At 42.2% G+C, this 22,625-nt stretch carries 23 protein-coding genes; 14 read left to right on the top strand and 9 right to left on the bottom strand.

Going from position 1 to position 22,625, the window contains the following annotated elements; translation table 11 throughout:
* Window positions 1-29: 29 nt before the first annotated feature.
* Both uvrC and uvrY read right to left on the bottom strand, forming a co-directional pair.
* Entirely contained in the window at window positions 30-1,877 is a 1,848-nt protein-coding gene (uvrC, locus tag VRUMOI_RS05940; RefSeq protein ID WP_089138717.1) for an excinuclease ABC subunit UvrC, read from the bottom strand.
* On the bottom strand, window positions 1,877-2,521 hold the full coding sequence (uvrY, locus tag VRUMOI_RS05935) for a UvrY/SirA/GacA family response regulator transcription factor (RefSeq protein ID WP_089138716.1): 645 nt from the start codon (window positions 2,519-2,521) through the stop codon (window positions 1,877-1,879). Before uvrY ends, uvrC begins: the two co-directional genes overlap by 1 nt.
* A 369-nt stretch (window positions 2,522-2,890) precedes the next feature.
* Here uvrY and VRUMOI_RS05930 point away from each other — a divergent pair, with 369 nt between their 5' ends.
* The 3 genes from VRUMOI_RS05930 (at window position 2,891) to VRUMOI_RS05920 (ending at window position 6,522) form a co-directional block, all read left to right on the top strand.
* On the top strand, window positions 2,891-5,296 hold the full coding sequence (locus VRUMOI_RS05930) for a DNA polymerase II (RefSeq protein WP_231897493.1): 2,406 nt from the start codon (window positions 2,891-2,893) through the stop codon (window positions 5,294-5,296).
* 242 nt (window positions 5,297-5,538) lie between these two features.
* Complete coding sequence (efpL, locus tag VRUMOI_RS05925; RefSeq protein WP_089138715.1) at window positions 5,539-6,108, top strand: elongation factor P-like protein EfpL; 570 nt, start codon at window positions 5,539-5,541, stop codon at window positions 6,106-6,108.
* A gap of 93 nt (window positions 6,109-6,201) precedes the next feature.
* A complete protein-coding gene (locus VRUMOI_RS05920) occupies window positions 6,202-6,522 on the top strand; it encodes an HI1450 family dsDNA-mimic protein (protein ID WP_089138714.1) in 321 nt (106 codons plus the stop codon).
* Between the two features lie 94 nt (window positions 6,523-6,616).
* On the opposite strand, the gene rluB is transcribed toward VRUMOI_RS05920, so the two are convergent.
* The 3 genes from rluB to rnm all read right to left on the bottom strand — a co-directional run bounded on the left by rluB (window position 6,617) and on the right by rnm (window position 9,440).
* Window positions 6,617-7,627 (bottom strand): 23S rRNA pseudouridine(2605) synthase RluB, encoded by a 1,011-nt coding sequence (gene rluB, locus VRUMOI_RS05915; RefSeq protein WP_089138713.1) that lies wholly within the window; start codon window positions 7,625-7,627, stop codon window positions 6,617-6,619.
* Between the two features lie 234 nt (window positions 7,628-7,861).
* Window positions 7,862-8,482 carry an L-threonylcarbamoyladenylate synthase gene (locus tag VRUMOI_RS05910; protein ID WP_089138712.1) on the bottom strand — a complete coding sequence of 207 codons (621 nt, stop codon included), beginning with the start codon at window positions 8,480-8,482 and terminating at the stop codon, window positions 7,862-7,864.
* A 91-nt stretch (window positions 8,483-8,573) separates the two neighbouring features.
* The gene (rnm, locus tag VRUMOI_RS05905) at window positions 8,574-9,440 is read right to left on the bottom strand and encodes an RNase RNM (RefSeq protein ID WP_089138711.1); all 867 of its coding nucleotides are present in this window, start codon (window positions 9,438-9,440) and stop codon (window positions 8,574-8,576) included.
* 122 nt (window positions 9,441-9,562) lie between these two features.
* On the opposite strand from rnm, the gene VRUMOI_RS19210 reads away from it, so the two are divergent.
* From VRUMOI_RS19210 to gspS2, 11 genes are all read left to right on the top strand, one after another.
* Window positions 9,563-9,718 carry a hypothetical protein gene (locus tag VRUMOI_RS19210; protein ID WP_162598346.1) on the top strand — a complete coding sequence of 52 codons (156 nt, stop codon included), beginning with the start codon at window positions 9,563-9,565 and terminating at the stop codon, window positions 9,716-9,718.
* Between the two features lie 248 nt (window positions 9,719-9,966).
* Window positions 9,967-11,607: an anthranilate synthase component 1 gene (locus VRUMOI_RS05900; protein ID WP_089138710.1), complete on the top strand. Its 1,641-nt coding sequence runs from the start codon at window positions 9,967-9,969 to the stop codon at window positions 11,605-11,607.
* Window positions 11,608-11,617: 10 nt separating this feature from the next.
* Window positions 11,618-12,199: an aminodeoxychorismate/anthranilate synthase component II gene (locus VRUMOI_RS05895; RefSeq protein WP_089138709.1), complete on the top strand. Its 582-nt coding sequence runs from the start codon at window positions 11,618-11,620 to the stop codon at window positions 12,197-12,199.
* A 94-nt stretch (window positions 12,200-12,293) separates the two neighbouring features.
* The gene (gene trpD, locus VRUMOI_RS05890) at window positions 12,294-13,292 is read left to right on the top strand and encodes an anthranilate phosphoribosyltransferase (RefSeq protein WP_089138708.1); all 999 of its coding nucleotides are present in this window, start codon (window positions 12,294-12,296) and stop codon (window positions 13,290-13,292) included.
* 15 nt (window positions 13,293-13,307) lie between these two features.
* Window positions 13,308-14,693 (top strand): bifunctional indole-3-glycerol-phosphate synthase TrpC/phosphoribosylanthranilate isomerase TrpF, encoded by a 1,386-nt coding sequence (gene trpCF / locus VRUMOI_RS05885; RefSeq protein ID WP_089138707.1) that lies wholly within the window; start codon window positions 13,308-13,310, stop codon window positions 14,691-14,693.
* A 68-nt stretch (window positions 14,694-14,761) separates the two neighbouring features.
* Window positions 14,762-15,952, top strand: coding sequence for a tryptophan synthase subunit beta (gene trpB, locus VRUMOI_RS05880; protein WP_089138706.1), 1,191 nt, complete (start codon window positions 14,762-14,764; stop codon window positions 15,950-15,952).
* A complete protein-coding gene (gene trpA / locus VRUMOI_RS05875) occupies window positions 15,952-16,758 on the top strand; it encodes a tryptophan synthase subunit alpha (RefSeq protein WP_089138705.1) in 807 nt (268 codons plus the stop codon). The genes trpB and trpA overlap by 1 nt, the downstream gene beginning before the upstream one ends.
* A gap of 192 nt (window positions 16,759-16,950) precedes the next feature.
* On the top strand, window positions 16,951-17,493 hold the full coding sequence (locus VRUMOI_RS05870) for a septation protein A (protein WP_089138704.1): 543 nt from the start codon (window positions 16,951-16,953) through the stop codon (window positions 17,491-17,493).
* Between the two features lie 96 nt (window positions 17,494-17,589).
* The gene (gene yciA / locus VRUMOI_RS05865; RefSeq protein ID WP_089138703.1) at window positions 17,590-17,982 is read left to right on the top strand and encodes an acyl-CoA thioester hydrolase YciA; all 393 of its coding nucleotides are present in this window, start codon (window positions 17,590-17,592) and stop codon (window positions 17,980-17,982) included.
* A 164-nt stretch (window positions 17,983-18,146) separates the two neighbouring features.
* Complete coding sequence (locus VRUMOI_RS05860) at window positions 18,147-18,449, top strand: YciI family protein (RefSeq protein ID WP_089138702.1); 303 nt, start codon at window positions 18,147-18,149, stop codon at window positions 18,447-18,449.
* Complete coding sequence (gene gspS2 / locus VRUMOI_RS05855; protein ID WP_089138701.1) at window positions 18,446-18,847, top strand: type II secretion system pilot lipoprotein GspS-beta; 402 nt, start codon at window positions 18,446-18,448, stop codon at window positions 18,845-18,847. Before VRUMOI_RS05860 ends, gspS2 begins: the two co-directional genes overlap by 4 nt.
* 86 nt (window positions 18,848-18,933) lie before the next feature.
* On the opposite strand, the gene VRUMOI_RS05850 is transcribed toward gspS2, so the two are convergent.
* The 4 genes from VRUMOI_RS05850 to VRUMOI_RS05835 all read right to left on the bottom strand — a co-directional run bounded on the left by VRUMOI_RS05850 (window position 18,934) and on the right by VRUMOI_RS05835 (window position 22,385).
* On the bottom strand, window positions 18,934-19,143 hold the full coding sequence (locus VRUMOI_RS05850; RefSeq protein WP_089138700.1) for a hypothetical protein: 210 nt from the start codon (window positions 19,141-19,143) through the stop codon (window positions 18,934-18,936).
* Between the two features lie 101 nt (window positions 19,144-19,244).
* A complete protein-coding gene (locus VRUMOI_RS05845; protein ID WP_089138699.1) occupies window positions 19,245-20,189 on the bottom strand; it encodes a class I SAM-dependent methyltransferase in 945 nt (314 codons plus the stop codon).
* Between the two features lie 19 nt (window positions 20,190-20,208).
* The gene (locus VRUMOI_RS05840; protein ID WP_089138698.1) at window positions 20,209-20,916 is read right to left on the bottom strand and encodes a TIGR01621 family pseudouridine synthase; all 708 of its coding nucleotides are present in this window, start codon (window positions 20,914-20,916) and stop codon (window positions 20,209-20,211) included.
* Between the two features lie 128 nt (window positions 20,917-21,044).
* Entirely contained in the window at window positions 21,045-22,385 is a 1,341-nt protein-coding gene (locus tag VRUMOI_RS05835; protein ID WP_089138697.1) for a sodium-dependent transporter, read from the bottom strand.
* Between the last annotated feature and the right edge of the window lie 240 nt (window positions 22,386-22,625).

Genomic DNA, 22,625 nt, shown 5'->3' with positions numbered 1-22,625 from the left:
GAGTGCGGCTTAATGTTGCGTTAAAACGGTCAGGGTTTCAATGCTTCATGAATGATTTCTGCCAAAGATTTACTGATCCCAGGGACTTTGGCTATTTCTTCTACAGTTGCTCGTTTTAATTCTTGTATACCACCCATATATTTCAATAATGCTTGACGGCGTTTTGGGCCAACGCCTTCAATACCTTCTAAAGTACTCGTTCTTCTTGTCTTTGCTCTTTTCGCTCTGTGCCCACTAATTGCATGATTATGGCTTTCATCGCGAATATGTTGGATCAAATGTAATGCAGGTGCGTCACTTGGTAAATTAAACTCTTCACCTGTGACTTTAATTAAGGTTTCTAAACCAGGTTTTCTGGTGACCCCTTTGGCGATACCAATTAATTCTGGTTTTTTAGGCCAATCCTGCCAATGTTTTTGGATTATCTCATAAGCGCGGTTAAGTTGTCCTTTACCTCCGTCAATAAAAATAACATCCGGTATTTTTTCTGCATAGATTTCATCAGTATACTGTTGCTTTGAATAGCGACGTTCCAACACCTGTCCCATTGCAGCATAATCATCGCCCCCAGTAATACCTTCAATATTATAACGACGGTACTCTTGTTTAACCGGGCCTTCACGATTAAACACCACACAAGAAGCAATCGTACTTTCTCCCATCGTATGGCTGATATCGAAACATTCCATGCGCTCAATGCGTTCCATACCAAACTCGGTTTCTAGTTCTTTAACCCGCTGATTCACTGTCATTTTATGACTAATCTTCGACGTTAACGCACTGCGAGCATTGGTGTTGGCCAAATTAAGATAACGGCCTCGGATCCCTCTAGGGCTAACATGAAACGTTACTTTACGACCGGCGATTTCTGTCAATGCCGCTTGTAATGGACTTTCATCATCAAACAGATCTGCGTTATAGGTAATACGAGTTGGTATGGTCGATGCTTCGTTATGGCTAAGATAATACTGATTCAAAAAGCTCGAAAACACTTCGTGATCATCAGTATTATTAGGGATTTTAGGAAAATGGCTACGACTTCCCAGCACCTTACCTTGTCGAATCATTAAGATATGTACACAAGCAAGGCCATTTTCTTTAGCAAAGCCAATCACGTCCATATCTTCAGCACTATCATTTGATACTGACTGCTGCTCTTGCACACGACGAATAGCCTGAATTTGATCGCGATATTTGGCGGCTTTTTCAAACGCCAATGCTTGACTCGCCTCATCCATTTTTTGAATTAAGGCATTGAGAACCAGATCATCTTTACCTTGTAAGAATAAGCGAACATAGTTGACACTTTCTGCATACTCTTCATCACTAATTAGACCTTTAACACATGGGCCTGAACAACGCTCAATTTGATACATCAAGCACGGTCTCGTTCGATTCGCGTAAATACTATCTTCACATTGGCGAACCGGAATAATTTTTTGCAAGAGGTGTAGCGTTTCTCGCACTGCGCCCGCATCCGGATAAGGACCAAAGTACTCCCCTTTCCTTTTCTTCGCGCCACGATGGTAGGCAAGACGAGGATGTTTGTGCTTTGTGATGAGAATATAAGGATAAGACTTATCATCTCTTAACAGCACATTATATTTAGGAAGGTATTGCTTAATGTAGTTGTGCTCTAAAATTAGTGCCTCGGTTTCAGTATGCGTTACCGTGACATCAATTTTGGCAATATGGCTAACAAGAGCCTTAGTTTTTTCGTTATCTAGATTTTTACGAAAATAACTGGAAAGACGTTTGAATAAATTCTTGGCTTTACCAACATAAATAACGTCAGCCTCGGCGTTATACATTCGATAAACACCGGGCTGATCAGAAACTGTCGATAGAAAAGAAGCAGAATCAAACGGGTCTGGCACTACAACGTCTCTGTATTTATCATGCCGTAACGGATTGCGAGATGCGTTAACTCAACATCACCATTAATATTTAACTTACTAAACAATCGGTAGCGATAGCTATTGACGGTTTTAGGGCTAAGGTTAAGTTGCTCAGAAATATCCGTCACTTTTTGACCTTTGGTGATCATCATCATGATCTGCAGTTCACGTTCAGATAGTTCTTTAAATGGGTTATCAGAAGGTGCTGAAAACTGGCTCAATGCCATCTGTTGCGCTATTTCCGGGGAAATATAACGCTGACCGCTGTTGACCATTCTAATCGCATTAACCATTTCATCTGGCGCAGCACCTTTGGTTAGGTAACCAGCAGCACCCGCTTGCATGACTTTGGTTGGAAATGGGTTTTCAGTATGTATTGTTAGAACAATGATTTTGATGTCAGGATTGAAACGTAAAATTTTCTTGGTCGCTTCAAGGCCACCAATGCCTGGCATATTCATATCCATTAAAATAACGTCCGCGTGATTAGCACGGCACCATTTTACAGAATTCTCACCACTGTCAGCTTCCCCTACTACTTTCATTCCACGGACGTCTTCAATTATACGTCGAATCCCTGTGCGAACCAGTTCGTGATCATCTACAAGGAAAACATTTATCACTCTTGTATCTCCACACTTGGATTATCGCTAGACCAACGAGATTATTAGCCGCTGGTCACTACATTCTAACTTATTTACCATCACAAAATGACTGTTAATCTCAGAATTAGCACTATTTTGTGACCAATCCATGATAGATGTAACCTGCCATGAAGGGTAATTGTATAAGGGTACTTGAAGTAAGCTCTACAAAATCAAACAATTACTTAAGCATTATTAATGGTTTGGTTAATAATGCAAGTTCGAATTTAGTATAAAAACAACATTTTTATACTCAGATAGCGAAAAGAATATAAAAGTGAAAACTCAACATCATTAATAAGCATTTGTTATCATACGACCACTTCATCGATTAGGATTGGCTCTCGCTTGAATTGTTCTACAGCACCGAATATATCTCAGATAGAGCAAGGCTTTGTGCTAACACGCCAAGCTCGTGATTTGCATCAGTCTGGATCTCTTACACAAATAGAAATTTGGGTTGCTACAGATAACGGCCCGACTCAGTTATTGATTGCTGCTGAACGCAGTGTCTTTTTTGTTCGACAAGAGCAGCAACAAGAAACCAGCAACACGTTAAAAAAGCACAACATCACATTTGAGATCCAATCCCTTCCCCTTAAGACTTTTAACCAAGAGCTAGTGTGCGCTTGTTATTTCTCGACCATTCAACTCGCCAACCAAGCAAGAAACCTATTAACTCAAGCAGATATAGATCATTTTGAAGACGATATCCGCCTAACTGATCGTTACTTAATGGAACGGTTTATTCGCGGTGGCATTCAATTTACCGGCCAATTTTCACAACAAAAACATTACCAGAAAGTCACTCAAGCTCGCTGTAAAGCCGCTGATTATCAACCAAATCTTAGCGTTGTTTCTTTAGATATTGAATGTTCAGAGAAAGGTATTTTGTACTCGGTAGGTCTCGACTCTCACATGGACAGTCGAGTCATTATGATTGGCGATCCACAACACGGTGAAACTGGTCTTCATATTCAATGGGTGGAGAACGAATACGCCCTGCTAATCGCATTAATCGCTTGGTTTGAGCAATTTGACCCCGATATTATTATTGGATGGAATGTCATCGACTTCGATTTTCGACTGTTAGCTAAACGAGCCGAGTGGCATAAATTGCCGCTGAAGCTAGGAAGAGCACAACAAAAACTGTATTTCCGACAATCGAATAACACTCAGCAAGGCTTTGTTTCCATTCCCGGTCGAGTGGTACTTGATGGTATCGACACTCTCAAAACAGCAACCTACCATTTTAACTCCTGGGCGTTAGAGTCCGTCGCTCAAAGCTTACTCGGCGAAGGTAAAATTATCCATGACCCATTTAATCGTATGGATGAAATTAATCGCCAATTTAGAGAAGATAAACGGTCGCTCGCAACCTACAATTTGCAAGATTGCCGTTTAGTCACCCGCATTTTTGAAAAAACACATTTGCTGCAATTTGCGATTGAACGCTCTCGATTAACCGGCGTCGAACTCGATCGTATTGGTGGTTCAGTTGCGGCCTTTACCAATTTGTATTTACCGCAATTGCATCGAGCTGGATATATCGCCCCTAATCTTCATTCAGAAAACTGGTTTGCCAGCCCAGGTGGTTATGTCATGGATTCCGACCCAGGGCTCTACCACTCGGTGTTAGTACTCGATTTCAAATCACTCTACCCTTCGATTATCCGCACCTTTTTGATTGATCCCATGGGATTAGTCGAAGGCTTGAAGCTTGATATTGGCAAAGATGAACATCAAGCGGTTGCAGGGTTTCGTGGCGGGCAATTTCACCGTACCAAACATTTCTTACCCAACATGATTGAAGAATTGTGGGCTGCTCGTGATATTGCAAAGAAAAATAATGAAGCTGCCTTTTCGCAAGCCATCAAGATCATCATGAATTCATTTTACGGCGTGTTGGGTTCTTCTGGTTGTCGCTTCTTTGACACAAGGTTAGCGTCCTCGATTACCATGCGTGGGCATGAAATTATGAAGCAAACACGAGTATTAATCGAAGGTAAAGGTTACCAAGTGATTTATGGTGACACTGACTCTTTGTTTGTCTCTTTAATCGAACCTCACAGCCAACAACAAGCCGATCAAATTGGCCAAAAGCTGATTGAAGAAATTAACCTATGGTGGCAACAGCATATTAAAGATGAATATAACCTGAAATCTGCCTTAGAGCTTGAATACGAAACCCATTATCAACGCTTTTTAATGCCGACTATTCGAGGCTCAGAAACCGGATCAAAAAAACGCTATTGCGGCCTGATTAATACCGATGGAAAAGAAAAAATGGTCTTTAAAGGCCTTGAAAGTGCGCGTACCGACTGGACCCCTCTTTCTCATCATTTTCAACACAAACTGTATTCGATGATCTTTCATGATGAAGATCCACAAACGTTTATTCGCCAGTACGTCGAAGATACTCAAAATGGACATTATGACGACGATCTTGTTTATCAAAAGCGTTTACGTCGTAAGTTAAGTGAGTATCAAAAAAACATTCCACCGCAAGTACGTGCAGCACGATTAGCCGATGACAAAAATGCACGTTTAGGTCGCCCTCTTCAATATCAAAATAAAGGCCGAATTGAATACCTGTTCACACTCAATGGCCCTGAACCTAAAGATTACCTAGAAAGCCCAATCGATTATCAACACTATATCGATAAACAGATAAAGCCCGTTGCGGATGCGATTTTGCCTTTTATCGGACTAGACTTTGAATCGATTATCGCACCGCAAATTGGTCTATTTTAATATACCCTTCGTACTTGAAGCTGCTGCTTTGTTGACAACGCTCATTCATCCAATCATTTAGACAAGCTAAACTCATGGGGCTTCATTCACTTGTCGCCTTGTTGCAACTCCAATTACTTTGGGTATAACCTAAACGAATAATTATTTTTGGTGTTAGGTTCATATCGTGATATTTTCTTGCTCAAATATACTTTCAAACACAAAGAGCCTCTGTGCTTCTTAGATTTAACTCAGGAAAAATCATGCCTAAAGCTAGTGAAATTAAAAAAAATGCCGTTGTTGAACTTAACGGTCGAGTATTCTCAGTACGTGAAATCAGCAAGTTAACACCAAGTGGTCGTGCTGGTGCAAGCCTTTACCGCATGCGTATGTACGATGTAGCAACTGGTGCAAAATCGGATGAAAGCTTCAAAGCCGATGAGATTCTAACGCTTGCTGACTTTAGCCGTCATAGCGTCATGTTCTCGTATATCGATGGTGATGAGTATGTCTTCATGGACAATGAAGATTACACACCGTATCACTTCAATAAAACGGCCATTGAAGACGAAGCATTATTCTTCAACGAAGAGACTCAAGGTCTAAGCGTTGTTATCGTTAATGAAAAACCAGTTGCTGTTGAGCTTCCTTCAAGTGTTGAACTTGAAATTGCAGAAACGTCACCTTCGATTAAAGGTGCATCAGCGAGTGCTCGTACAAAACCTGCAACATTAACAACAGGTCTTGTGGTGCAAGTACCGGAATACATCTCAAACGGCGAAAAAATCAAAATCAACACGGCCGAGCGTAAGTTCATGGGCCGCGCAGACTAATCATTTCATAAATAATTAAAGCGGTTAATCCTACTTGATTGATCGCTTTTTTAATTTTTATCAAGTACACCAACCAAATAAATTAAGGTAACAATGACGGATTTAATCTCTTACGATGATGTAATCGAAGTGGGCTATGACATTTTTTTGGAAATGGCACCCGACAACCTAGAAGCAGCAGATGTCATCTTATTCACAATGCAATTTGAAGACCGAGGTGCGGCTGAAGTCGTTGAGACTGGTGATGACTGGGGGCAGCACGTTGGTTTTGATGTCGATAAAGAGACTTATGCTGAAGTGAAAGTTGGATTAGTCAATGAAGCTGATGATGCTTTGGATGATGTGTTTGCTCGCATGCTGATTAGCCGAGATCCAGATAACAAGTTTTGTCATATTTTATGGAAACGAGATTAACGTCGTAACAACGTAGTGAATCTGGTCAAATAAAAGCCCCACCAAGTTCAACTTGATGGGGCTTTTTGTTTTTTATCTCAAAACTCAATAATGATTATTGACGAGTTCTAGGCTTACCTGCCGTAGAAGATGGCTTGCGACGATTCGTCTGCTTACCTTGACGTCCACCTACCGCTTCACCATTATTCACTTTGTTTGTTGTTGTGCCTTTTGTCGCAACATTACCGCGAGAAGCACTACGCCCACGACCTTTAGGTGTCGTTGAACGTTCTTCGTGGCGCTTAACTGCGCGACGAATTTTCTGACCACGAGAACGATCACGTTTACGCGAATGTTTATCTGGGTCAATTAAGGTTTCTTTTTCTGGTTTTAGCTCAACCATTTCACGTAAGTAGTTCACTTCTTTAAGCTCAAGCTCTACCCAGCCACCGCGTGGTAGTGCTTTTTCTAAGAAGATATCACCATAACGAACACGTTTAAGGCGGCTAACCGTTACGCCTTGTGATTCCCACAAACGACGAACTTCACGGTTACGGCCTTCTGTGATCATGACGTAAAATGTATGGTTCATGCCTTCACCACCAGCGTAGACAACATCTTCAAAACGAGCCATGCCGTCTTCAAGTTCTACACCACGAGTTACGTTACGAACCATCTCTTCGTTTATTTCACCAAAGACACGAACTAAATACTCACGCTCAACTTGGCGACTTGGGTGCATTAGGCGGTTAGCCAGTTCACCATCCGTCGTGAACAACAATAAACCGCCAGTATTGGCATCAAGACGACCAACCGATACCCAACGCGAACCCTTAATCTTAGGTAAGCGATCAAATACGGTACGGCGACCTTCTGGATCATGACGAGTACAAAGCTCACCCTCAGGTTTGTTGTAAGCTAAAACTCGGCAAATCACGTCTTCAGAATCTTTTACTGAAACTTTGTGGCCATCAATACGAACGATGGCATTTTCATCTTCCAATCGGTCGCCTAGTTTAGCCACTTGCCCATTAATGCTCACACGGCCAGCTTGAATCATCGTTTCTAGTTCACGACGAGAGCCATTGCCTGCACGGGCTAAAATCTTCTGTAACTTTTCGCTCATTTATTTACCTATTATTCGTCGACTTCACAGCCGTCTTCATTGCTTCATTTAAAAATAAACTTTATAAAACAATAAATTAAAATTAGTTTCTTTTCTTTACCTGTCATACAGATGAAGAAAAGGCAACAAAGTATACACTAGTTTGGTAGATAGCTGAATGTTTAAAACAACAAAGCCCCGCAATTGAATGCAGGGCTCTCTATTCACACATAAGGTAATATGTACGACTACATTTTATTCAAATGGCGCGGTATCACCAGCACCACGACGAACAATCACCATTTCGTCATCGCTAAAATCAACAACGGTGGTTGGTTGCTCCCCAAGGAACCCACCATTCATGATCAAATCAACCGAATGCTCTAACTTATCGCGAATATCTTCTGGATCCGATTCTGCATAATCATTCCCTGGGAGAATTAATGTCGTCGACATCAAAGGCTCACCTAATGCTTCGAGTAAATCCAACGCGATTTTATTATCAGGAATACGAATACCAATCGTTTTACGTTTCGCATTCATCAAACGGCGTGGTACCTCTTTAGTACCTTTAAAAATGAAAGTATAAGCGCCCGGAGTATTATTTTTCAATAAACGAAAAGCGGTGTTATCGATACGGGCATAAAGTGATAATTCAGAAAGGTCACGACACAACAAAGTGAAATTATGCTTATCATCGATCTTACGAATTCGACAAATACGCTCTAAAGCATTTTTGTTTTCAAGTTGGCAGCCAAGTGCATAACCAGAGTCCGTTGGATAGACAATCACACCACCATTACGAATAATCGCCACCGCTTGATTAATCAAACGAGCTTGAGGATTTTCTGGATGTAGATAAAAAAATTGGCTCATTGATACTCCTAATTGAGATAAAGATTAAGCCGACAATTGAATTGTAAGCTCAATCACATTGGCGAAGCCAGATTCACTCATGCTTAAAGGCTTAGGCTTGTTTAGCCCCAAATTCTAAATGTGCAATCTGCTGCCAATCTTTCCATACTGGTTCAACACCAGATGGTAACCATAAATTACGACCAAGCTCAGTCCACGGAGATGGATAATGAAAATCAGACCCTTGCGAGGCAAGTAAACCGTTTTCTATAGCATAGTCGGCTAATGTTCTTCTTTCTTGTTGAGCTTGCTGAGGCTGAGCAACTTCCATCGCATCCCCCCCTGCTTCAACGAATGCAGCAATTAAACGCTTCAACCATTTCGCTGTCAATTGATAACGTCCAGGGTGCGCTAAAACCGCAACGCCACCAGCGGCATGTATCGCCGAAACCGCTTCATCGATACTGCACCATACCGGCGGAACATAACCCGGGTTATTGCGCGTTAAGTATTTCTTAAACACTTGCTGCATGGTTTTCGCGTAGCCGTTTTCTACTAGCCATTTAGCAAAGTGAGAACGCGTTATAGAAGCACCATTTGCCATTGCCCTCACTTCTTCCAACACCCCTTCTCTGGTGTGTTTGGCTAAACGAGCAGCCATTAACTCTGAACGCTCAATTCGCCTTTGCTTTTGCGACTCAATTAATTGCTGCAATTGCGGGTTTTGAATATCAATATCCAAACCAACAATATGAATATCTTTATTCTGCCATACCGTTGAAAACTCAATACCGGTGATCAGATGCAATGGCAAAAACTGCTTCGCAATGTAATCTTGCGCTAGCGGTATTGCATCCACACTATCATGGTCAGTAATGGCCAAAACCTCTAAGTTCATTTCAATAGCACGATCCAATAATTGCACAGGTGTTAAACGTCCATCTGAGCATGTTGTGTGGCTATGTAGATCGATTCTCATGAAAATAAATGGCCTTAAACTGACATTAATATTGAAAAATACTTGACTTAAAACTCACGTACTAGTTTACTAGTCCAAAAGAACTTAAAGATAAACCTAAACATAATGACGTGGAGGCGAATATGACAAGCAATCTGTTACAAGATAATAACATCATTCTAAATCGTACTGTACCTCATTCTCTTCATTTAGCGGAGACAGTAACCTTCATGACAGCGATTATGCTGAACCATTGGCGTATGTGGCGTATCTCTTTATGGCAATGGGTGAAAAAGTGAGCATGATTAACGTCAGCCTCAAACTAATCAACCCGCCCTATTCAGCGGGTTTTTTATTACCTGACGTTGAGTTGAACACTTAATAAACAACACCATCATTTTCACTTTACTCACCCCACAAAATTTAAATAAAAGACGTAGATGAGTAAAAAAGTGTGGTAAACAAAAGCTTGTGCGGTTATCTCTATAAAGTAGCGATAAACTTGTGAAAGCAAACGGAATTTTAATTAAAGATTAAAGGAAGTCTTATGAATAAGGCAGCGAAAATTCATCAGGGTAAGATAGGCCACAAACACCCAATTGAAGTGTTTCAAGTGGACACACCATATCTAGAGGATCCAACACAAGTTTTCCATGCATTATGCGTTAATGACAATGCACTTGAGACACAAAATAGTCTGTTACTTGAAAGTGCAGAAATCAGCTCAAAAGCAAATTTAAAAAGTCTACTCCTGATTGATGCTGCGGTTCGTATTGAATGCCATGGACACCAAGTTACCATGACAGCGAAAAGCTTGAATGGTCAAAACTTACTGCAAGCGGTCAAAGCTAATTTAACCAGTGATGTACTCACGCAAGCAACGGACAAAACTTTAACTCTTTCTTTCGATGCGCCTAACGACGCCATTGATGAAGATTCTCGTCTGCGTCAATCTTCTAGCTTTGATGCTTTACGTGTCGTTCAGCACAGCTTTGATTTATCACAACTCCCCGATTCCTTAGGCACAAACAAAAAACTCGCTATTTTCATTGGAGGCTCCTTTGCTTACGATCTCGTTGCAAACTTTGAAGACTTAGGTGAAGCCAAAACCATTGATAATTGCCCTGATTACGTTTTCTACGTTGCAGAAACATTAATGATTTTTGATCACCAAACTCAGCACTGCAGCGTACAAGCAACCGCTTTTAATAGCACCAACAGCATCCAAGCAGAATTAAAACAACGCCTAGCCAATATTACTGAACATTGCACCGATGTTGCCCCACTACCGCAAGCAACAGAAGTCGCGGACATGTCAGTGGATACGAATATTTCTGATGAAGATTTTTGCCAAATTGTACGCAACTTAAAAGAGTTCGTCGTTAAAGGTGATATTTTCCAAGTGGTTCCATCGCGCCGCTTTTCCCTCCCTTGTCCATCACCACTTTCAGCTTATAAAGCACTGAAACAAAGTAACCCAAGTCCATATATGTTTTACATGAAAGATGAGTTGTTTACTTTATTTGGTGCATCACCAGAGAGCGCATTGAAATACGATGCAGATAGCGAGCAAATCGAAATCTACCCAATAGCAGGCACTCGTCGTCGGGGTAAAAATGCCGATGGCTCAATTAACTTTGACCTCGATAGCCGTATTGAATTAGAACTACGTAATGATAAAAAAGAAAATGCCGAACACATGATGTTAGTAGATTTGGCACGTAATGATGTCGCAAGAATCGCTACAGCAGGTTCTCGCCATGTCGCCGACTTACTAAAAGTTGACCGTTATAGCCATGTGATGCATTTGGTGTCACGAGTAGTTGGTGAGTTACGCTGTGACCTTGATGCCCTACATGCTTATCAAGCTTGCATGAACATGGGCACGCTCACTGGCGCTCCTAAAATTCGTGCGATGCAATTAATTCGTGATGTCGAACAACAACGTCGCGGTACTTATGGCGGTGCCGTTGGTTATTTAACCGGCGAAGGCGACCTTGATACTTGTATCGTGATTCGTTCAGCGTATGTTGAAAATGGTATCGCTCACATTCAAGCCGGTGCCGGTGTGGTATTTGACTCAGACCCACAATCGGAAGCTGACGAAACCCGAGGAAAAGCACAAGCGTGCATTAGCGCGATTCAACTGGCCCATCAGGTCAACTCAACAGATAATCAACAAGGTTAAGGTGATCATCATGGCGAACATTCTTTTTATTGATAACTTTGATTCATTTACCTACAACCTCGTTGACCAATTTCGCACACTCGGTCATGACGTGACGATTTATCGTAATAGTTTATCAGCAGAAACTATTGAACAAGCCGTCAAGCAACTGGAAAATCCGGTCATTGTGCTTTCTCCAGGGCCTGGGGCTCCATCGGAAGCGGGTTGTATGCCAGAACTGATTCAACGCTTAAAAGGTAAAGTACCGATGATTGGTATTTGTTTAGGGCATCAAGCGATTGTAGAAGCCTACGGTGGCACGGTGGCAGGCGCAGGTGAGATCATTCATGGCAAGGTATCGATGATGGTGCATGACAATCATCCAACCTATCAGAACTTACCCTCACCTTTTGCGATTGCTCGTTATCATTCTTTGGTTGCGACTCATGTGAGTGATGCGCTAACCGTGACTGCGCAAGTTGATGGGCTAGTCATGTCTGTCGTCGAAGAAAATCACAAAGTGTGTGGCTTTCAATTTCACCCAGAATCCATTATGACAACCTATGGCGCGACCTTATTAGAAAACACAATTCGTTGGGCATTAGAGAAATAGAGCCGAGAGCCGAGAGCCGAGAGCCGAGAGCCGAGAGCCGAGAGCCGAGAGCCGAGAGCCGAGAGCCGAGAAAGATTATTACAAGGATTTAATTATGCAAGACATCATCAACAAACTATATGCCCAAAGCAATTTAACTGAACAAGAAAGCCATGCCCTATTTGATACCATTATCAAAGGCGAGATGGACCCGATTCTATTAGGCGCGGTATTAACCGCATTAAAAATTAAAGGCGAAACACCAGAAGAAATCGCAGGAGCTGCGCAAGCATTATTGGCTAATGCGTCTCCATTTCCAACTATTGAAGGTGATTTTGCCGATATCGTAGGAACGGGTGGTGATGGTTCTAATACCATCAATATTTCAACCACCGCAGCTTTTGTTGCTGCCGCTTGTGGGGTGAAAATCGCCAAACATGGTAACCGTGGTGTTTCCAGCAAGTCAGGTTCTTCTGACCTACTCGATTCTTTTGGCATTAACTTAGCCATGAGCCCTGAAGATACTAAATCTGCCATTGAAAACATTGGGGTGGCCTTCTTATTTGCGCCGCAATACCACGGTGGTGTGCGTCACGCGATGCCGGTACGCCAGGCAATGAAGACTCGCACAATTTTTAATGTATTAGGCCCTTTAATTAACCCCGCTCGCCCAAATATAGAATTAATGGGGGTTTACGATGAAAGCCTCGTTCGCCCTATTGCCAAAACAATGGCAAATATGGGTATGAAGCGTGCCGCGGTGGTCCATGGTAGTGGTCTGGATGAAGTGGCGATTCACGGTCCAACATTAGTGAATGAAATCGTAAACGGTGAAATTATTGAATACACCTTAACTCCGGAAGATTTTGGCGTGAATACTCACCCTCTCGAGGCAATTAAAGGTGGCGAACCAGAAGAAAATCGTGCCATTATCACTAAAATCTTAAACGGTGAAGGAACGGAAGCCCAAGTTTCGGCCGTTGCTGTCAATGTTGCTTTATTGTTGCGTTTATTTGGTCAAGAAGACTTGAAAGCCAATACGCAAAAAGCCATTGATGTGATGAATTCAGGCAAAGCGTATCAGCTTGTTACTCAACTTGCCGCGCACGGATAATAAAGGAGAAAGGAATTGGAAACCGTATTAGCAAAAATCGTCGCGGATAAACGTGTTTGGGTTGAAGAACGTAAAGCCCAACAACCTTTAGAATCATTCAAACCAGATCTACAGCCAAGCGATCGCGATTTTTATCAAGCATTGCATACTGGCAAAACCGAATTCATTTTAGAGTGTAAAAAGGCATCACCATCAAAAGGCCTGATCCGTGAAGACTTCGATTTAGACTATATCGCTTCGGTCTACGCGAACCATGCCAGTGCCATTTCGGTATTAACCGATGAGAAATACTTCCAAGGTGACTTCAACTTCTTACCTCAAGTACGTAAGCACGTCACTCAACCGGTATTGTGCAAAGATTTTATGATCGATGAGTATCAAGTGTACCTTGCTCGTCATTATCAAGCCGATGCGATTCTATTGATGCTTTCAGTACTTAACGATCAAGAATATCAACACCTAGCCAACGTCGCTCGTTCATTAAATTTAGGTATTTTGACAGAAGTCAGCAACGAGGAAGAATTAGAGCGCGCGATTGCATTAAAAGCCCCCGTTGTCGGCATTAACAATCGCAACTTACGTGATCTATCCATTACTCTTGAACGCACTAAAGAGCTGGCACCTCGCTTATCAAAAGATACCGTGGTGATTTCTGAATCTGGCATCCACAACCATCAGCAAGTGAAGGAATTATCACATTTTGCTAATGGTTTCTTAATCGGCAGCTCTTTGATGTCCGAGGACAACTTAGAAGTAGCAGTTCGTCGTGTCATTTTAGGCGAAAATAAAGTCTGTGGATTGACTCATGCAGACGATGCTAACCTAGCTTACCGTTCTGGTAGTGTTTATGGCGGACTGATTTTTGCCCCTAAATCCAAACGTCGTGTCAGTATAGAAGACGCCCGCCTAATCATGAGTGGTGCGCCATTACATTATGTTGGCGTTTTCCAAAATCAGCCAATGGATGAAGTGGCCCAAACGGCCAATCAGCTTGGCCTTGCTGCCGTTCAACTTCACGGCACAGAAACACAAGCACAAATCGCTGAGTTACGCCGTCTACTGCCAAAAAGCGTCAAAATATGGAAAGCTTATGGCGTATCGGATCAACTACCAACATTGTTAGAACAACACGTAGACAAACATTTATTAGATTCTCAAGTAGGTAATCAATCAGGAGGAACTGGAATGAGTTTTGATTGGGACCTTTTAAACAAAGGCAATACGTCAACTAGCCATCGTCAAAGCATTATGATTGCTGGCGGCTTATCACCTGACAATATCGAAGAAGCCGCACAACTTGGCTGTATAGGTTTAGATCTTAACTCGGGCGTCGAAAGTGAACCCGGTAAGAAAGATCCACAGAAACTCGAAGCCGCTTTTAAGGCATTAAGAAATTATTAAATCAACGTGCTCTCGTTAATGACCAAACATTGGTAAAGCGATTGTTGATATAGAAAAGGATTATATTTATGGCTAAGTTAGATGCCTATTTTGGTGAGTATGGTGGTCAATATGTACCACAGATTTTAGTTCCTGCTTTAGACCAACTTGAACAAGCGTTCATTGATGCTCAAGAAGACCCTGAGTTTCAGGCGGAGTTTATGGGACTATTGCAAGAATACGCAGGTCGCCCAACCGCGTTAACCTTATGTCGTAACATGACCAAAGGAACGAAAACGAAGCTGTATCTCAAACGTGAAGATCTACTGCACGGCGGCGCACATAAAACGAACCAAGTATTAGGCCAAGCACTATTAGCTAAACGCATGGGCAAGAAAGAAATCATCGCGGAAACCGGTGCTGGTCAACACGGCGTTGCAACCGCCTTAGCATGTGCTTTATTAGATTTGAAATGCAAAGTATATATGGGTGCAAAAGATGTTGAACGTCAAAGCCCGAACGTCTTTCGCATGCGCATGATGGGCGCTGAAGTGATCCCTGTCCATTCAGGCTCAGCAACCTTAAAAGATGCGTGTAATGAAGCGCTACGTGATTGGTCTGCTAGCTATGACAAAGCGCACTACCTACTAGGTACCGCCGCAGGTCCTCACCCTTTCCCAACTATTGTTCGTGAATTTCAACGTATGATTGGTGAAGAAACAAAAATGCAAATCCTTGCGCGTGAAGGACGTCTACCTGATGCTGTGATCGCTTGTGTTGGTGGTGGTTCCAACGCCATTGGTATGTTTGCTGATTTTATTGAAGAAAAAGACGTCCGTCTCATCGGTGTAGAACCAGCAGGTAAAGGCATTGATACTGACCAACACGGTGCGCCACTTAAGCATGGTACCACCGGTATTTTCTTCGGTATGAAGTCCCCATTAATGCAAGATGAAAATGGCCAAATTGAAGAGTCATATTCCGTATCTGCAGGCTTGGATTTCCCATCAGTGGGCCCACAACACGCTCATTTGAATTCGATTGGCCGAGCGCAATATGAATCGATCACCGATGATGAAGCGCTCGAGTGCTTCCAAAGCTTAGCACGCAATGAAGGTATCATTCCTGCGTTAGAATCAGCTCACGCTCTTGCTTATGCACTAAAAATAGCACAAGCCGAGCCAGAAAAAGAACAACTATTAGTGGTGAACCTTTCTGGTCGTGGTGATAAAGACATCTTCACTGTACAAGCGATTTTAGATGAAAAAGGAGCGCAATAATGGACCGTTATCAACAGCGATTTAATCAGCTCAGTGAGAAAAACCAAGGTGCCTTTGTTCCTTTCGTGACTATCGGTGATCCTAACCCTGACCAATCACTGGCAATTATTCAAACCTTAGTAGACGCAGGCGCCGATGCATTAGAATTAGGCTTTCCTTTTTCTGATCCATCCGCCGATGGCCCCACTATTCAAGGAGCGAACATACGTGCTCTGCAAGCGGAAACTACACCGGCTATCTGCTTCGAACTCATCAGTAAAATTCGTGCTCAACATCCAGACACGCCGATTGGTTTACTGGTTTATGCCAACCTCGTTTACGTTCGTGGTTTAGATGACTTCTATGCTCGTTGCCAACAAGCCGGTGTTGATTCAGTGCTGGTCGCCGATGTTCCAACTGGCGAAAGTGCACCATTTGTAAAAGCGGCCAAAGCGCATGGCGTTCACCCTATCTTTATTGCTCCGCCGAATGGCAGCCCTGAAACTCTAGAGCAGGTGGCAAGTCTTGGTGGCGGTTACACCTATCTACTCTCTCGCGCAGGTGTTACGGGTACTGAAACCAAAGCAGGAATGCCAGTCCATGAACTCCTAGATCGCTTAAATCAATTTGATGCTCCACCTGCGATTCTTGGATTTGGAATATCCGAGCCTGCGCAAGTTTCGGAAGCCATTAAAGCGGGTGCGGCGGGTGCGATTTCAGGATCGGCTGTGGTTAAAATCATCGAAAACAATCTAGATCAACCAGATATCATGCTCACTAAACTGAGTGAGTTTGTTAAAGCGATGAAAAGTGCCACTCAAAAGTAGCCTTAAATTAACACTCTCAATATAAAAAGAGCCTAATGGCTCTTTTTTTGTAGCAAAACGTCTCTAAACGGTTCCCATTCTGCTGTGATTGGGTAGACTGAGCCACATATTCTATTCACTGCCACTCGTTTAAACTTTAAACCAATCGCAGCAGTGATTTTAATCGTCATTAAATAAACAAAATGGTTAAGCATGAAGCAACTTATTGATTTTATTCCTCTGGTTATCTTTTTCTTTCTCTATAAAAGCTACGATATTTACGTCGCAACCGGTGCATTAATTGTTGCGACTGCCATACAAGTCGCTGTCACCTACTTCCTGTATAAGAAAGTAGAAAAAATGCAGTTGATCACCTTCGCAATTGTTGCCGTATTTGGTGGCATGACACTGTTTTTCCATGACGACAATTTCATCAAATGGAAAGTCACCATCATCTACGCCCTATTTGCAATTGGTCTATTAGTTTCTGATTTCTTAGGAAAGCCTGTTATCAAAGGGATGTTAAGCAAAGAAATCACTGTTCCGGATTCGGTATGGAAACGAGTGAATCTTGCTTGGGTTGGTTTTTTTGCTGTTTGCGCCGCTTTAAATATCTATGTCGCTTATGAGTTACCACTCGATGTGTGGGTCAACTTTAAAGTCTTTGGCTTATTAATCGCCACCTTCGCTTTTACTATTCTTACTGGCATTTATGTTTATAAGCACATGCCGAAAGAAAATAACGAAGAAAATTGAGTAAACTATCAGCACATAGCCTGATGAATAGTTGATTGTCATCCCATTACTGTCATAATTTGTGACATTGATGGGATTTTTCATTTAGGACACGTTATGAGCTCTCAAACCCCTCGCGGCTTAATGGTACTTCGTACTCTCGCAATGCCAGCAGATACCAATGCTAATGGCGATATTTTTGGTGGCTGGATCATGTCTCAGCTCGATTTGGCGGGTGCGATTTTAGCAAAAGAAATATCCAACAGCCGCGTCGTCACCGTTTCGGTTTCGAGCATTACCTTCAAACAGCCGGTAAAAGTCGGTGATGTTGTTTGCTGCTATGGTGAATGTATTAAAATTGGCCGTACTTCAATGTCTATTGCACTTGAAGTCTGGGTGAAATCCGTTGGTCTTAACGGTGTTGGCGAAAAAAATAAAGTATGTGAAGCAACCTTCAACTATGTCGCCATCGACAGTCAAGGTCAGCCTCGACCAGTAAAACCTGAATAACCGCCCTATTCACTGGTGTGGACTGTAACGCAGAATGAGGCTACCAAACGCAGTTTTCCTGCCAAATGGTAGCCTTCTTTTTTAGAGCAGCGTATATTATCTTTATGCGTTTTTAGGGTCTTTGACCTTGTACTTTTCACCATTCAACATAAAGGACTCTTCCCATGTGGTATGTTATTTTTTCTCAAGATGTTGAGAACTCATTAGAAAAGCGAATGAGCGTTCGTGAACGTCATTTAGAACGTCTCGTTAAGTTACAAGACGAAGGCCGCTTACTCGTTGCTGGTCCAATGCCTGCTATTGATTCCGATAACCCAGCTGAAGCAGGCTTTACCGGCTCAACGGTCATCGCAGAATTTAACTCTCTTGATGAAGCAAAAGCTTGGGCAGATGCCGATCCTTATATTGAAGCTGGCGTTTATGACAATGTCATTGTTAAACCATTCAAGAAAGTATTACCTGCATGAAGATGTCTTTAAAAACGCCCTTACTCGCCCTATTAAGTGCGACTTTACTGATTGGTTGTTCATCAACGCCAAGTGAAGTAGAAATGATGGCCGATCACCGAGCCAGTGTCATTGAATCCGGTTTGCCATATAAGATCGGCCCTTTAAATGTCATGAGTGCTAAGTCTAATGGTAATACCGTCGATTTACTGATGATTTATAACAGCACGGGGAGTATTTCACCCTCTGCTCTTGTCGATGCCAGCATTCAAACTTACTGCAAAAGTAATGAAGTTCGCTCAGTATTAAAGAAAGGAGTGATCTATCATATTATTATCCGCAGTGAACGTGGAAAAATGTTAGTCGATCAAAATATCAGCGAACAGACTTGTCAAAATGTCGATGAGTCTACGAGCTAATCTTTTATTGATGCTCTAGATAGCAAAAGCCCCGAATGTTTTTATTCATTCGGGGCTTTTTTTATACCAGATTTAGTGAATCACGACTAAATATCATGCACAAATTCGATCATCATCGGCAAAATATAAGTCCAAAACGCATAAGCACCAACGGCAATCAGCACGACCCACAAAACAAACCCTAAGGCTTTTGATTTTACTTTACTGTTAAATGGATCCGGCTCACCACAACCGGGGCAAGTATACGCACGTTTTGAAATAGATTTATCACATACAGGGCATTGAGCGAGTGGCATACGTTACCTTCCTTTTAATCAGCTAATTCATTTAATCATGTACTATTTAAAAAAAATTACCAGTAACTAGATCTAAAATTAACATAAAATTCAGCGGCTTATTACTCTGTTTTTGACGTAAAGATCATAACCTTTAAACTCGCCTGTTCATCGACATCAGCAAATTCTTCAGGGTTTGCTAATCGCTCAACAAACGTTAGCTCTGGTGCTTCTTCTGCCATCGAATCAATCAAAAAATCGTCGCTGACTACAGGTGAATTCACACACGCAAACACCTCACCACCTTCCGTCAGTAATGTTGGCAGCTTTCTCAAAATACGTTTGTAATCTTTCGTTAATGCAAAACTGCCCTTCTGGAACGATGGCGGGTCGATAACCACAAGATCATAAGGGCCATATTTGGTGATTTTGCCCCATGAACGGAAAATGTCATACCCCATGAAAGTGACATCAGAAACATCATGCTCATTTAAACGGTGATTTTCACGGCCACGAGATAACGCGCCTTTGGCCATATCGACATTCACCACTTGCTCTGCACCACCCGCTTTCGCAGCAACCGAAAAACCACAAGTATAAGAGAATAAGTTTAATACTCGCTTACCTTGCGCATGCTCTTGTACCCATTTACGGCCTAATCGCATATCAAGGAAAATACCCATGTTCTGGTTTTTGCCTAAAACCAATTGGTATTTCAGTCCGTTTTCAATACCAACCGTATTCTCTTGAATCTCACCGGCGATGGTTTCAAACGGTGCACCATGTTGATATCTATGCTGTAACCCTATTCCGGTTCCACCTGCGGCTTCCCACACCGAACTTGAAAAAAGCTCAGTTAAACCTTGCTTCAATGCTTGGCTAAAATCCTCTTCAACTGGTTTAAATAAGGTAACGATCAATTGCTTACCAATCCAATCTGCAGTGATCTGCTCTAAGCCTTGAAAGGTTTGTCCTCGGCCGTGAAACAAGCGACGCATTTCACCTTCGCAAAGCGGTAATTGCTGCTTAATATGGTCAAAAAAAGTGTTTAACTGTGTGGTTTCCATTTATCGATTCACTTATAAATTATTTAATTGTTGGCCAATTAAGGCTAGATGGCTGATGCCATTGCTCAATCGCCTGTTTAGCCGCTTCCGTTCTCCAACCTTGCCCTAAATTAGGGAACTGACTTGGATCGCAAATAAACTCGTGCATTTGCCCTTGATATTCAAATGACAAACAGTAGGCATGCAAGTAACCGCGATCAGCAGAGCTACTTGGCGTATAAATATCATCACCAACAATAGATGAGCCAATAGAATTTAAGGCCACGCGAATTTGGTGAGTCTTACCAGTATGTGGCTTACATAAAAACAAACGTTGTCCACCGTCTCCAGCCAAAGAAAAAAACTGAGTCTTCGCTGGGTTCTCCTGACTTTTTAGCAATTTCCAACTCGCGCGTCTAGAGCGCTCCATATCACCAGATACTAGGCCTTGTTTTTTCTTTGGCTTTTTTACGCCAATCGCAAGGTAAAATTTACTGACGACACGCTGGGCAAATAGTTGTGACAATTCACGGGCAGCTTGTTGGTGCTTACCAAGTAAAAGAATCCCCGAGGTCATTTTATCGAGACGATGGACCAAATACAGTTTTTGCCCTGCGGCTAAATCCACCATTGGGGATTTCGCGACTTCGAGTAACAGAGAAGTATCGCCATCATCTTTATGCACACTGACATTAGGATGCTTATTAATGACTAAAAAATCCGCATTTTGATACAGAATATCGAACATAAAAACCTTATCGCGACTATATAGAGGGGCAGTATATACCAATCACGATAAATACTGAGTTACCGCATTCTACAGGCAAAAAAATGCCCCGTCTAAACGAGGCATTTAAATGGATGAAACAAGTTAAGTTAAATGGTTACCCAGAATACCAATCCCATCAGAATTGGACACACATAACGTAAGTAATTTGGCCATAGTTTCCAGAATAAGCTATCAGAAATCTCCGGATTCCCTTGACGAATTTCTTCTAATAACCCAGCACGGTTCCATACCCAACCAGCACAGATTGCCCACACAAGACCAAGTAAAGGCTGTAAGTAAACCGTTGAAATAGTAATAACTAGCCCAAACAAAGTGCCAAAGTTAAATACAATGGCCGCTGCCAACGCTAAAGCAACACCGCCAATCCACCACACCGCTTTTTTACGAGAATGGCCAAGTTCTTCAATCGCACATGACACAGGAACTTCTAGCATCGATATCGATGAGGTTAATGCCGCAATCAACATCAACGCAAAGAATAGAATCCCCACAAGTATTCCCGCACTCCCCATCGTATCGAACATTGCAGGTAGAACCGTGAACACTAAAGTGTCTGAATTCAATAATTGGCCCGCTTCATCGTAAATGTGTACGCCGTGTTTCTGTGCAACAAACATAGCCGGTAAGATCAACAAACCTGCGCCAAAAGCTATCCCAGTATCAATAGCAGCAACTTGCGCTGCCGTTTTTGGAATATTGACATCTTTAGGTAGGTACGAGCCGTAAACCATCATCACAGTGACACCTAGAGATAACGAGAAAAATGCCTGCCCCATTGCGCCAACAACCAGATCAGCACTGAAGTGCGATATATCTGGAATAAGGTACATTTTCAACCCATCCATCGCACCATCTTGAGTCAGAATATATAGGATCATAATCACGAACAGTCCAACCAATACTGGCATTAAACGTGAAGACCAACGTTCAATCCCTTCGGTTACGCCACTCATCACCACTTTCATTGTTAAACCAATAAACACGAGTGCAAGAATGAGGTTACGCTCCAAACCAAACGTTTCTAACCAGCTGGCTACTGAATGAAAACCAGCGAATTCTAAAATAGGACTAATTAAGTAACCGACTAACCAACCCGCAATGATTGAATAGAAACTTAAAATCATTAAAGCGGTTAATAGCCCCAATAAACCAAAACCAACCGGTAGCTTACTGCGTTTTGGCCAAATACTCGCGATGGAACGTAGCGGGCTTGCTTGGCCATACCGGCCAATGGTTAATTCAGCAATCAGCATAGGCAACGCAAGCACGGCCACCATTACCAAATAAACCATCAAGAAAACAGCACCACCGTTACTTGCCGCTTGTGTTGGGAATCCCCAAACATTACCCAACCCTACAGCAGAACCTGCTGCTGCCATGATAAAACCCAGTTTAGAACTAAACTGAGCGCGTGAAGCTGACGCCATAATACTTTCCGTTGTATGTTCGGACTAAGCCCGATGATTATTATAATTTACAGTCGCGTAAATTTTTATATACAGCCGACCAAAATGAATTTTACTAAGAGGGTTGCAAGTAAAGCAGTTTATGTGGTGGATTTAAAGTTAAAGCAGCATAAAAAATGAAAACAACCGAATAATTGAGCATAAAACCATCAGATCCCGTCTATACGCGAAACTAAACCCAACAATTGATTAACAAAAAAT

It is taken from the genome of Vibrio rumoiensis (assembly GCF_002218045.2).
Lineage (GTDB): Bacteria > Pseudomonadota > Gammaproteobacteria > Enterobacterales > Vibrionaceae > Vibrio > Vibrio rumoiensis.
Note: the sequence above shows the minus strand (reverse complement) of the source record. Positions and strands in the feature narration are given on the sequence as shown.

Coding starts and splice junctions, on each gene's coding strand:
- VRUMOI_RS05860 (WP_089138702.1), top strand. CDS start 18,147: ATGTGGTATGTTATTTTTTCTCAAGATGTTGAGAACTCATTAGAAAAG.
- efpL (WP_089138715.1), top strand. CDS start 5,539: ATGCCTAAAGCTAGTGAAATTAAAAAAAATGCCGTTGTTGAACTTAAC.
- VRUMOI_RS05910 (WP_089138712.1), bottom strand. CDS start 8,482: ATGAGCCAATTTTTTTATCTACATCCAGAAAATCCTCAAGCTCGTTTG.
- VRUMOI_RS05870 (WP_089138704.1), top strand. CDS start 16,951: ATGAAGCAACTTATTGATTTTATTCCTCTGGTTATCTTTTTCTTTCTC.
- trpA (WP_089138705.1), top strand. CDS start 15,952: ATGGACCGTTATCAACAGCGATTTAATCAGCTCAGTGAGAAAAACCAA.
- VRUMOI_RS05900 (WP_089138710.1), top strand. CDS start 9,967: ATGAATAAGGCAGCGAAAATTCATCAGGGTAAGATAGGCCACAAACAC.
- trpB (WP_089138706.1), top strand. CDS start 14,762: ATGGCTAAGTTAGATGCCTATTTTGGTGAGTATGGTGGTCAATATGTA.
- VRUMOI_RS19210 (WP_162598346.1), top strand. CDS start 9,563: ATGACAAGCAATCTGTTACAAGATAATAACATCATTCTAAATCGTACT.
- gspS2 (WP_089138701.1), top strand. CDS start 18,446: ATGAAGATGTCTTTAAAAACGCCCTTACTCGCCCTATTAAGTGCGACT.
- VRUMOI_RS05835 (WP_089138697.1), bottom strand. CDS start 22,385: ATGGCGTCAGCTTCACGCGCTCAGTTTAGTTCTAAACTGGGTTTTATC.
- rnm (WP_089138711.1), bottom strand. CDS start 9,440: ATGAGAATCGATCTACATAGCCACACAACATGCTCAGATGGACGTTTA.
- rluB (WP_089138713.1), bottom strand. CDS start 7,627: ATGAGCGAAAAGTTACAGAAGATTTTAGCCCGTGCAGGCAATGGCTCT.
- VRUMOI_RS05845 (WP_089138699.1), bottom strand. CDS start 20,189: ATGGAAACCACACAGTTAAACACTTTTTTTGACCATATTAAGCAGCAA.
- VRUMOI_RS05840 (WP_089138698.1), bottom strand. CDS start 20,916: ATGTTCGATATTCTGTATCAAAATGCGGATTTTTTAGTCATTAATAAG.
- VRUMOI_RS05920 (WP_089138714.1), top strand. CDS start 6,202: ATGACGGATTTAATCTCTTACGATGATGTAATCGAAGTGGGCTATGAC.
- yciA (WP_089138703.1), top strand. CDS start 17,590: ATGAGCTCTCAAACCCCTCGCGGCTTAATGGTACTTCGTACTCTCGCA.
- VRUMOI_RS05850 (WP_089138700.1), bottom strand. CDS start 19,143: ATGCCACTCGCTCAATGCCCTGTATGTGATAAATCTATTTCAAAACGT.
- VRUMOI_RS05895 (WP_089138709.1), top strand. CDS start 11,618: ATGGCGAACATTCTTTTTATTGATAACTTTGATTCATTTACCTACAAC.
- trpD (WP_089138708.1), top strand. CDS start 12,294: ATGCAAGACATCATCAACAAACTATATGCCCAAAGCAATTTAACTGAA.